Origin of the sequence: Mesorhizobium sp. B3-2-1, assembly GCF_006439515.1 — a bacterium.
In the GTDB taxonomy this organism is placed as follows: domain Bacteria; phylum Pseudomonadota; class Alphaproteobacteria; order Rhizobiales; family Rhizobiaceae; genus Mesorhizobium.
The window spans coordinates 96,233-107,093 of sequence record NZ_VFTI01000022.1 but is presented as its reverse complement, the minus strand read 5'-3'; the positions used below and the strand labels follow the sequence as shown (position 1 = coordinate 107,093).

Sequence of the window (10,861 nt, the reverse complement as noted above, 5' to 3'; positions counted from 1 at the left end):
CATCTTAGGGGGAGAAAACTGTTACCTATGTATCCGGTTCATTCTGTTACCCATCTATCCGCTGGACACCGGCAGGCAGGTGAGGGGCAGCGCCAACCGCTGGCCACTATGAGTAATTTGGGAGCCACAACGATTTCCGAAGACGGAAACGACATCCGCCGGCCGATCCCGGCGCAGCGGACTGGTAGCGGCAGCCCAGGTCACCGGAAGCGTCAAGCCGTACGTCTTTTCTTCGTTGCGGGCCAGTCGATCGTGAGCCGGTCCGCCGACAAGGCGACGCCGAATTTGTCCAGGGCCTCTTCAGCCGTGTAATAGCCCAGCGCCACATCGCGCAGCACCTGATCGGCATCACGCTCACGCGGATCGCCATAGCCGCCGCCGCCCGGCGTGCCGACGCGCACGCGGTCGCCGGCCTTCAGCGGGATGTCCTGCTCCTTGGAGAGGTGCGGCGGTATGTGTTGCCCGCCATTGCGGAAGACGGTCACGCTGTTGGGCTCGCCATCCCCACCGCCGAGGGCGCCTTGCGGGCCGAAGCGGCCGTGGTCCATGACGAAGGAGGCACGTGCCTCGCCGCGCAGGATCTCGACCTCATAGGCGAGGCCGAAACCGCCGCGATGCTTGCCGGCGCCGCCCGAGCCTTCGCGCAAGGCATAGTGCCGGTAGAGCACCGGAAAGGCCTGCTCCATGATCTCGACCGGCGGCGACTTGGAGATGCCGATGGTCGAGCAGCCATTGGTCAGGCCGTCATGGCCTGAATTGCCGCCATAACCGCCGCCGGAGATCTGGTACATGACGTAGTCGCGGCCGCGCGCCGGGTCGTTGCCGCCGAGCGCGAAATTGCCGCTGGAGCCTGCTGGAGCCGCCGTCACCTTGTCGGGCAGCGCCTGCACCATGGCCGCGAACACCGCCTCGGCGATGCGCTGCGAGACCTCGGCCGCACAGCCCGAGACCGGACGCGGGTATTTCGCGTCGAGGAAGGTGCCTTCCGGCCGCTTCACCTCGAGCGGCTCGAAGGCGCCGGCGCTGATCGGCACGTCCGGGAAGATATGGCGCATGGCGAGATAGACGGACGACAATGTCGTCGCCAGCACGCTGTTCATCGGCCCGGCACAGGGCTTTGACGAACCGGCGAAATCGAAGGTCAGCGTGTCGCCCTTTTTCTCGACGGCGAGCGCGATGGTCAGCGGTTCGTTGACCACGCCGTCGGAATCGACAAAAGCCTTGGAGCGGTAGGTGCCGTCGGGAATGGCCGCGATGTTGGCGCGCATCTGTTCGGCGGCACGGCGGCGCAGTTCGGCGATCGCCTCGACGACGGTTTCGTCTCCGTAACGATCCAGGATTCCATTGAGCCGATCCTGGCCGATCAGCAGCGCGGCGGCCTGGGCCCTGATGTCGCCGATGCGCTGGTCTGCAACCCGGATGTTGGAGCAGATGATGGCGTAGATTTCGGAATCGAGCACGCCCTTCTTGAACAGTTTTACCGGCGGCAGCCGCAGGCCTTCCTGCTCGACGGCGGTTGCGGACGCGGAGAAGCCTCCCGGAACGGAACCGCCGATATCGGGCCAATGGCCGGTGTTCGACAGCCAGCAGAAGATCTTTTCACCGCGATAGACCGGCATGGCGAAACGCACGTCCATCAGATGCGTGCCGCCGAGATAGGGATCGTTGACGATGTAGATGTCGCCCGGCTCCGGGGCCAGGCAGCGGCCGTCGGCGATCATCTCGATGACCGTCCTGGTCGAATATTGCATGACGCCGACGAACACCGGCAGGCCCTGGCTGCCTTGTGCGATCAGCGAGCCGTCTACCGCTGAATAGATGCCGTCCGAGCGGTCATTGGCCTCGGCGATCACCGGCGAGAAGGCGGCACGCGAAAAGGTCAGGTCCATTTCGTCGCAGACCTGCTGCAGGGCCGCCTGGAGAACCGAAAGGGTAATGGCGTCGAGCTTCATTTCAGGCCTCGCCAATGTCGATGACGATGTTGCCGTCGGCGTCCGGTCGCGCGCGGTCGCCGGGTTCCAGCACGGTGGTTGCGTCCATCTGTTCGAGGATCGCCGGCCCTTCTATGACAGCGTCGAGCGGCAGCTTTTCCCTGATATAGACCGGCGTGTCATACCAGCGTCCGCGATACCAGACCGGCCTGATTTCGCGCCGCGCCTCTTCAAGCGTTTTTGCCCGCCCCGCGGGGTCGATCAGGCGTGACAGGTCGATCGCCGGGCGCACGCCGGTGACCGAGGTGTTGAGATTGACGAGGTTGGCACGGATTTCCGGCAGTTCTACCTTGAAGCGGGCGAAATAGGCCTTCTCGAACAGGGACTGCAATTCGTGCCGGGTCACCGACGAGGACGGCAACGGCACGTTGATGATGTGGGTCTGGCCGACGAACTGCATGTCGGCGGAGTGGGTGACGCGGATCGTTTCCGGCTTCACCGCTTCCTTGGCGATCAGCTCCTCGCCTTCGTTCCGGTGCCGTTCCAATACTTCATGAAGCTGGCTTTCATCGAGCACAGCCACGGGCTGGTTGATGGTGTTGACGAAGTCGTGGCGCAGATCGGCGACGACGCAGCCGAGCGCATTGGTGATGCCGGGACGCGCCGGCACCAGCACTTTGGGCAGGCCGAGTTCGCGGGCGAGCGCCGTGGCATGCAATGGACCCGCGCCGCCGAAGGCGAACAGCGCGAAATCGCGGGGGTCATGGCCGCGCGACACAGAGACCATGCGGATGGCGCCGGCCATCTTCATGTTGCCGAGCCTGAGCACCGCGCCCGCGGCCTCGACACCCGACAGGCCCGTCGCCTTGCCGATCCTGTCCTCGAAGATGCCGGTGACGCGCTCCGACGTGACCGGATTGTCGACTGCGAGCAGCTTCTTCGGCGCCAGCCGGCCGAGCACCAGATTGGCGTCGGTGATCGTCGGCTCGGTCCCGCCGCGCCCGTAACAGATCGGGCCGGGATTGGCGCCCGCACTTTCCGGACCGATCTGGATCAGGCCGGCCGCGTCGACGCGGGCGATCGAGCCGCCGCCGGCGCCGACCGTATGCACCGCCACCATCGGCACATGGATCGGCATGGCGTATTCGATCTCGATCTCGTTCGAGACAGCCGGCTCGGCGTTGCGGATCAGCGCCACGTCGGTCGAAGTGCCGCCCATGTCGTAGGTGACGAGGTTTTGGAAGCCGGCGCGCTTGCCCGTATAGGCGGCGGCGATGACGCCGGAGGCGGGGCCCGACATGACGGTCTTGGCCGATTCACGTGTGACGAAGCGCGCCGAGATCATGCCGCCATTGCCGTTCATGATGAGAAAATCGCGGGCATAACCCTTGTCGGCCAATTCCTTGCGCAGGCGCTCGACATAGCGCTCGAGGATCGGCTGCACCGAGGCGTTGACCGATGCCGTCACCCCACGCTCGAATTCGCGCGCTTCCGACAGCAGCGCATGGCCGGTGGTGATGTAACCGTTCGGCCAAAGCTCGGCGGCGATTTCGGCCGCGCGCCGCTCATGTGACGGGTTGGCGTAGGAATGCAGGAAATGGATGACGAGGGATTCGCAGCCGGCCGCGATGAGCGCCTGCACCGCCGCGCCCATCTCGGCCTCGTCGAGCGGCGTGCGGACGGCGCCTGATGCCTCGACGCGTTCGGACACTTCTAGGCGCAAATTGCGCGGGATGATCGGGACAAAGGTTCCGGTCATGCCATAGGGCTGCGGCCGCGTGCGCCGGCCGAGCTCGATCACGTCGCGAAAACCGCGCGTGGTGATCATGCCGGTCTTGGCCAGCCGGCGCTCCAGCACCGCATTGGTGGTGGTGGTCGTGCCATGCACGATGAGGTCGATGCCGTCGACCGGAAAGCCGGTGGCGCCGAGCGCCGAAACCACGCCGAAGGCCTGGTTGTCGACCGTGGTCGGGGTCTTGGCCAGATACACCTTGCCACCGTCCCTGCCGTCGATCAGAAGCAGGTCGGTGAAGGTTCCGCCGACATCGATGCCGGCGACGACGCTGCCCAGGGAATCCGGCGGCTGCACCGAAAAATTCTCTTTCATTGTCGAAACCCGAAATGCTGGGACTACGGATATGCCACAGTTTGGAAAGGTGTTTTACGGCGGCATCTTGACGCAAATATCGTTTGTATACTAATAAATTCCGGACACAAGAGCTTACCGCTTCGGTAGCGTGCATGGCACGCCGGAACCTGAATGGTCCGGGCGCGCACGGGAAAGTTTGGCGCCCGCGTCTGTAATTGGGCGAGAAGGTTGGAATTGATGAATACCACGCCCGCGTTCAATACCGCTGAAGCCCGCCCGCTGCAGTTTCCGATTCCGGCCAATGTCTATGCCGAAACCGTCGTCTCGGTGAAGCACTACACCGACCGGCTGTTCTCGTTCCGCATCACGCGCCCGCAGTCGCTGCGTTTCCGCTCCGGCGAATTCGTCATGATCGGCCTGCCCAATGCCGAGAAGCCGGTGTACCGCGCCTACTCCGTCGCCAGCCCGGCCTGGGACGAAGAGCTGGAATTCTTCTCGATCAAGGTACCGGATGGCCCGCTGACCTCGGAACTGCAGAAGATCCAGGTCGGCGACACGGTCATCATGCGCCAGAAGTCCACCGGCACGCTGGTGGTCGACGCACTGACCCCGGCCAAGCGCCTGTTCATGATCTCGACCGGCACCGGCATCGCGCCCTTCGCCAGCCTGCTACGCGACCCCGACACCTACGAGAAATTCGATCAGCTGATCCTGACCCACACCTGCCGCGACAATGCCGAGCTGATCTACGGCCAGGAGTTGGTGGCGGCACTGGAAAGCGACCCGCTGATCGGCGAGCTGACCGCCGGCCGCGTCACGCTGTACAATTCGACGACCCGCGAGGAGTCGGCACGCATGGGCCGCATCACCGCGCTGATCGGCTCGGGCAAGTTCTACAGCGATCTCGGTATCGAGAAGCTCGATCCGGAGACCGACCGCATCATGATCTGCGGATCGATGCACATGCTGAAGGACGTCAAGGAGCTGGCCGAAAGCCTCGGCTTCCAGGAAGGTTCGCTCAGCCATCCCTCGAGCTTCGTCGTCGAACGCGCCTTCGTCGGCTGAGACCAGCGCGTCTCCCAGAAACCTGTTTTGACCTTCCGGTCAAAAATCAGCTGCCTTCGCGGCCTTTTTCAGCTATCCCTCGCTTGAGGACTCGTGAAGCGCGGCTTCGCGGGCTATCTTCGTGGGTGTCGCCCAAAGTGCCGAACGGCTTTGGGAGAACGATGCGCACCAAGAGCGCACGCCGCTGAATGAAAGGGCAGGAGATGAGCAGCACAATCCGCGAAGCCGATCTTGGCACCAAGGTGACGCCGCTGCCGGCACGCGCCGCCGCCAACACGCCGGTGCCGCTGGACCATCACATCGCGCGCAATCCCGGCCTGAAACTCGACCTCGGTTTCCTGGAATCGGTGCGCAGCGTCAATCGCTCGGCGCTGGAGCGCCGCGTCGCCAGCCTGACCAAGCGGCGCTCGATCAAGGCCGACAACCAGGCCGCCTGGCTGCTGCGGGCGATCGCCTGCATGGACCTGACGACGCTCAACTCCAACGATACCGAGGAGCGCGTGCGCCGGCTCTGCGCCAAGGCGATCAACCCGCTGCGCCGCGACATCATGGAAGGCCTCGGCATTGCGGGCGAGACCATCCGGCCCGCCGCCGTCTGCGTCTACCACCCCTTCGTCGCCACGGCTGTCGACGCCGTGCGCGGCACCGGCATCCATGTCGCCGCCGTCTCCACCGCCTTTCCGCATGGGCTGGCGCCGCTGTCGACTCGGCTGCAGGAGATCGAGGCCTCGGTGAAGGACGGTGCCGACGAGATCGATGTCGTCATTCCGCGCGGCCTGGTGTTCGGCGCCAAGTGGCGCGAGCTCTACAACGAGATCGTCTCGATGCGTGCCGCCTGCGGAGACGCGCATCTGAAGGTCATTTTGGGAACCGGCGACCTCGCCACGCTGCGCAACGTCATGCTGGCCTCGATGGTGGCGATGATGGCGGGCGCGGATTTCATCAAGACCTCGACCGGCAAGGAGAGCGTCAACGCCACGCTGCCGGTTGGGCTTGCCATGGTGCGCGCCATCAGGGCCTATTTCGAGGAGACCGGCTATCTCATCGGCTTCAAGCCGGCCGGCGGCATTTCCACCGCGAAAGTCTCGCTCGACTGGCTGGTGCTGATGAAGGAAGAGCTCGGCCGGCCGTGGCTGGAGCCGGAGCTGTTCCGCTTCGGCGCCTCCAGCCTGCTGACCGATATCGAGCGCCAGCTCGAGCATCATCTGACCGGGCATTATTCGGCCAATCATCGCCACGCGATGGCTTGAGGCGAGCGAGGCTTTGAACGTGGAGCCCTACGCGACGGAACGCCTTCCCTGACAATTATCTGGAGCGCTTCATGAACATTCTCGAACGCTATCACGCCATGGAATACGGCCCGGCGCCGGAGGCTCGCAACGAGGCGGATGCCTGGCTCGCGGCGCGCGAGTTCGGCAAGGCGCTGTTCATCGGTGGCGATTGGAAGGCGGCGAGCGGCGGCAAGACTTTCGAGACCAGCGAACCGTCTTCCGGCAAGCTGCTGGCTAAAGTCTCCGACGCCAATGCCGCCGACATCGACGCGGCGGTCGCAGCGGCCACCAAGGCGCTGCCGAAATGGTCGGCGTCCTCGGGCTATCAGCGCGCGAAAGTGCTCTACGCCATCGGCCGGGCCATGCAGCGCCACCAGCGCCTGTTCGCGGTGCTGGAGACAATCGACAATGGCAAGCCGATCCGCGAAAGCCGCGACATCGACGTGCCGCTGGCGATCCGCCATTTCATCCATCATGCCGGTTGGGCGCAGGCGCTGGACCGGGATTTTGCCGGCCACAAGGGCGTCGGCGTCGTCGGCCAGATCATCCCGTGGAACTTTCCGCTGCTGATGCTGGCCTGGAAGATTGCACCGGCGCTTGCGGCGGGCTGTACCGTGGTGTTGAAGCCGGCCGAATTCACGCCGCTCACATCAATCCTGTTCGCCGAGATCTGCGAGCGCGCCGGCGTGCCGAAGGGCGTGGTCAATATCGTGCAGGGCGGTCCGGAAGCGGGTGCGGCTATCGTCAACCATCCCGGCATCCAGAAGATCGCCTTCACCGGCTCTTCCGAGGTCGGCAAGATCATCCGCAAGGCCACCGCCGGCTCGGGCAAGAAACTGTCGCTGGAGCTCGGCGGCAAGTCGGCCTTCATCGTCTTCGAGGACGCCGATCTCGACAGCGCGGTGGAAGGGCTGGTCGACGGCATCTGGTTCAACCAGGGCCAGGTCTGCTGCGCCGGTTCCCGGCTTCTAGTGCAGGAAGGCATCGCCGACGCCTTGATCGCCAAGGTCAAGACGCGGATGAGCCGGCTGCGAGTCGGCAGCCCACTGGACAAGAACACCGATATCGGCCCGCTGGTCGACCTGACCCAGCTCGACCGAGTCAAGGGGCTGATCGCCGAGGGCGCCAGGCAGGGCGCCGTCTGCTGGCAGCCGGACGCGGCGCTGCCGTCGTCCGGCTATTATCACCTGCCGACGCTTGCAACGGGTGTTTCGCCGGCTAATATCCTGGCGCAGGAAGAGGTGTTCGGGCCTGTGCTCGCCACCATGACCTTCCGCAACACCGAGGAAGCGATCGAGCTCGCCAACAACACGCGCTACGGGCTGGCAGCCTCGGTGTGGAGCGAGAACGTCAACCTTGCCCTCCATGTGGCGCCGCAGCTGAAGGCTGGCGTGGTCTGGGTCAACGGCACCAACATGTTCGACGCCGCCTGCGGCTTCGGCGGCTACCGCGAGAGCGGCTTCGGCCGCGAAGGCGGGCGCGAAGGCATGTTCGAATATCTCGCGGCGAAACTGCCGCTCGGCCCGGTCATCAAGCCGGCAACGTCTTCGGCGCAGCCCGTCGAACAGGCGGACGGCGCTGATATCGACCGCACGGCTAAGCTGTTCATCGGCGGCAAGCAGGTGCGTCCGGACGGCAATTACTCGATTGCCGTCGCCACCGCCAAGGGCAAGCTTGCCGGCGAGGTCGGGCTCGGCAGCCGCAAGGATATCCGCGATGCGGTTTCGGCCGCCCGTGTCTGCAAGAGCTGGCCGGAGGCGACCGCCTATAACAGGTCCCAGGTGCTTTATTACCTGGCCGAGAACCTTTCCGGCCGTGCAAGCGAGTTTGCCGCCCGCCTTGCCGAGTTGACAGGTGCCAATGCCAAGGCCGCGCGGGACGAGGTGGAACTCTCGATCGAACGGCTGTTCCTCTATGCCGGCCTTGCCGACAAGTTCGAGGGCCGCGTGCATCAGCCGCCGGCCCGTGCCGTGACGCTGGCGCTGCACGAGCCGGTCGGCGTCGTCGGCATCGTCGCGCCGGACAATCAGCCCCTGCTCGGCTTCATCTCGCTGGTCGCGCCGGCGCTGGCCATGGGCAACACGGTGGTCGCCGTGCCGTCGGAACGGTATCCGCTGCTGGCCACCGATCTCTATCAGGTCATCGAATATTCCGACGTGCCGGCCGGCGCCATCAACATCGTAACCGGCCGCAGCGCCGAACTTGCCGGCGTGCTGGCCAAGCACGACGACGTCGACGGGCTCTGGCTGTTTGCTGACGCCGACACCTGCGCCAAGGCGGAAGCCGACTCCATCGGCAATCTCAAGCGCGTCTGGAGCGGCAATGGCCGCAGCCTCGACTGGGCCTCGGAAGAAGCCGCCGGCGACGCCTTGCTGCACCGCGCCGTCGAGGTGAAGAATGTCTGGGTCCCTTACGGCGATTGAACGCTGTCGTTCGGGCTTGACGGGCGGGTATATGTTCTTTAACGAGAAAAAACATCTTTATCAGTGAACTGGCACAGGCCGCACGATCGCGCCTGACTGGCACATGACGCCTTCGCCGGCCGCCGATAAAGGCAGTTGACCCAAGCAGGCGAGGAAAACATGGCGGATCTGGCAGGCAAGGTCGTTGTCATCACGGCAGCGGCGCAAGGCATCGGCAAGGCAAGCGCGCTGGCTTTCGCCAAGGCTGGCGCCACCGTCCACGCCACCGACATCAACGAGACGCTGCTGGCGGAACTCGCCAAGACCTCCGGCATCAAGACCCGCAAGGTCGACGTGCTCAACGACGAGGCGGTCAATGCCGCCTTTGCCGAGATCGGCGCCGTCGACGTGCTGTTCAACTGCGCCGGCTTCGTCCATTCGGGCTCGATCCTGGAGATGAAGGACGCCGATCTCGATTTCGCCTTCAATCTCAACGTGCGCGCCATGATCCGCACCATCCGGGCCGTGCTGCCCGGCATGCTGGAGCGTGGCGACGGATCGATCATCAACATGGCCTCGCTCGCCAGCTCGACCAAGGGTGTGCCGAACCGCTTCGCCTATGGCGTTACCAAGGCGGCGGTCATCGGCCTGACCAAGGCGGTCGCGGCCGACTATGTCGGCAAGGGCATACGCTGCAACGCCATCTGCCCCGGCACGGTCGAAAGCCCGTCGCTGCAGGACCGCATGCATGCCCAGGGCGACTATGACGCCGCCCGCGCTGCCTTCATCGCCCGCCAGCCGATGGGCCGGCTCGGCACACCGGAAGAGATTGCCGATCTCGCCGTGTATTTGGCCGGCGCCACTTACACATCGGGGCAGGCCTATAATATCGACGGTGGCTGGTCGATCTGAGCGCCGCCCGGGGACAAAGATCGGGTTTGACGAAGGATCGGGAAGTCTGAAAATCCGGCTAGCCGGCCGTCAAAACAGGCTGTCCGCGCTTGTCGTGAAGCAGGCCGGTGGCTACGGTCCGCCCGGTTCCGGAAGGGCTGATGCCTCGGCGGAGAGTTTGTAGAACGGCCACGAGGCCGCAATCAGGAGAAGATGCATGAAACTGCTGCGCTATGGCGAGATGGGGAGCGAACGTCCCGGCCTGCTCGATGCGGATGGAACGATCCGCGATCTCTCAGCCCATGTCGCCGATATTGCCGGCACCACGCTTCATCCGGCCTCGCTGGACATGCTGTCGAAGCTCGATGCGAAGTCGTTGCCGGTGGTTTCCGGCAAGCCGCGCCTCGGCGCCTGCGTTGCCGGCACAGGCAAGTTCATCTGCATCGGCCTCAACTATTCCGACCATGCCGCTGAGACCGGGGCCACCGTGCCGTCCGAGCCGATCATCTTCATGAAGGCAAGCTCGGCCATCGTCGGTCCGGACGACGACGTGCTGATCCCGCGCGGTTCCGAGAAGACCGACTGGGAGGTCGAGCTCGGCGTGGTCATCGGCAAAACCGCGAAATATGTCAGCGAAGCCGATGCGCTCGACTATGTCGCCGGCTATTGCGTCTCCCATGACGTGTCCGAACGCGCCTTCCAGGCCGAGCGCCAGGGCCAGTGGACCAAGGGCAAGAGCTGCGACACGTTCGGCCCGACCGGCCCGTGGCTGGTGACCAAGGATGAAGTGGCCGACCCGCAGAACCTGAAAATGTGGCTGACCGTCAACGGTAAGACGATGCAGAACGGCTCGACCAGGACCATGGTCTATGGCGTTGCCTACCTCGTCTCCTACCTCAGCCAGTTCATGTCGCTGCACCCCGGCGACATTATTTCGACAGGCACCCCGCCCGGCGTCGGCCTTGGCATGAAGCCGCCGGTGTTCTTGAAGGCTGGTGATGTTGTGGAGCTCGGCATCGAGGGTCTGGGCCAGCAGAAGCAGACGTTCAAGGCTGACGTCTGAGCGTCACCTCGCAGGCTTGCGCCGCCCCTCATCTGGCTGCCGCCATCTTCTCCCCGTGAAACGGGGAGAAGGACGCTGTTATCGCTGCTTGCGCCGATTGGCGCCGACGTCGCGGCCAGCTTCTTTCTCCCCGTCACTATAACGGGGAG

At 64.7% G+C, this 10,861-nt stretch carries 7 protein-coding genes; 5 read left to right on the top strand and 2 right to left on the bottom strand.

Annotated features, from left to right (window positions below; genetic code table 11):
• Positions 1-212: 212 nt before the first annotated feature.
• Positions 213-1,952 (bottom strand): hydantoinase B/oxoprolinase family protein, encoded by a 1,740-nt coding sequence (locus FJW08_RS21990; RefSeq protein ID WP_140812260.1) that lies wholly within the window; start codon positions 1,950-1,952, stop codon positions 213-215.
• Between the two features lies 1 nt (position 1,953).
• On the bottom strand, positions 1,954-4,038 hold the full coding sequence (locus tag FJW08_RS21985; RefSeq protein ID WP_140812259.1) for a hydantoinase/oxoprolinase family protein: 2,085 nt from the start codon (positions 4,036-4,038) through the stop codon (positions 1,954-1,956).
• A 219-nt stretch (positions 4,039-4,257) separates the two neighbouring features.
• On the opposite strand from FJW08_RS21985, the gene FJW08_RS21980 reads away from it, so the two are divergent.
• From FJW08_RS21980 to FJW08_RS21960, 5 genes are all read left to right on the top strand, one after another.
• Positions 4,258-5,085 carry a ferredoxin--NADP reductase gene (locus FJW08_RS21980; protein WP_140760397.1) on the top strand — a complete coding sequence of 276 codons (828 nt, stop codon included), beginning with the start codon at positions 4,258-4,260 and terminating at the stop codon, positions 5,083-5,085.
• A gap of 203 nt (positions 5,086-5,288) precedes the next feature.
• A complete protein-coding gene (gene deoC, locus FJW08_RS21975) occupies positions 5,289-6,335 on the top strand; it encodes a deoxyribose-phosphate aldolase (RefSeq protein WP_127871140.1) in 1,047 nt (348 codons plus the stop codon).
• A gap of 71 nt (positions 6,336-6,406) precedes the next feature.
• The gene (locus FJW08_RS21970) at positions 6,407-8,779 is read left to right on the top strand and encodes an aldehyde dehydrogenase family protein (protein WP_140812258.1); all 2,373 of its coding nucleotides are present in this window, start codon (positions 6,407-6,409) and stop codon (positions 8,777-8,779) included.
• 159 nt (positions 8,780-8,938) lie between these two features.
• Positions 8,939-9,670 carry an SDR family oxidoreductase gene (locus FJW08_RS21965; protein ID WP_140812257.1) on the top strand — a complete coding sequence of 244 codons (732 nt, stop codon included), beginning with the start codon at positions 8,939-8,941 and terminating at the stop codon, positions 9,668-9,670.
• 196 nt (positions 9,671-9,866) lie between these two features.
• Positions 9,867-10,712: a fumarylacetoacetate hydrolase family protein gene (locus tag FJW08_RS21960; protein ID WP_140812256.1), complete on the top strand. Its 846-nt coding sequence runs from the start codon at positions 9,867-9,869 to the stop codon at positions 10,710-10,712.
• The last annotated feature ends 149 nt before the right edge of the window (positions 10,713-10,861 follow it).

Excerpts from the sequence above, each read along its gene's own strand:
- FJW08_RS21980 (WP_140760397.1), top strand. The coding sequence starts at position 4,258 with ATGAATACCACGCCCGCGTTCAATACCGCTGAAGCCCGCCCGCTGCAG.
- FJW08_RS21970 (WP_140812258.1), top strand. The coding sequence starts at position 6,407 with ATGAACATTCTCGAACGCTATCACGCCATGGAATACGGCCCGGCGCCG.
- FJW08_RS21965 (WP_140812257.1), top strand. The coding sequence starts at position 8,939 with ATGGCGGATCTGGCAGGCAAGGTCGTTGTCATCACGGCAGCGGCGCAA.
- FJW08_RS21985 (WP_140812259.1), bottom strand. The coding sequence starts at position 4,038 with ATGAAAGAGAATTTTTCGGTGCAGCCGCCGGATTCCCTGGGCAGCGTC.
- FJW08_RS21960 (WP_140812256.1), top strand. The coding sequence starts at position 9,867 with ATGAAACTGCTGCGCTATGGCGAGATGGGGAGCGAACGTCCCGGCCTG.
- FJW08_RS21990 (WP_140812260.1), bottom strand. The coding sequence starts at position 1,952 with ATGAAGCTCGACGCCATTACCCTTTCGGTTCTCCAGGCGGCCCTGCAG.
- deoC (WP_127871140.1), top strand. The coding sequence starts at position 5,289 with ATGAGCAGCACAATCCGCGAAGCCGATCTTGGCACCAAGGTGACGCCG.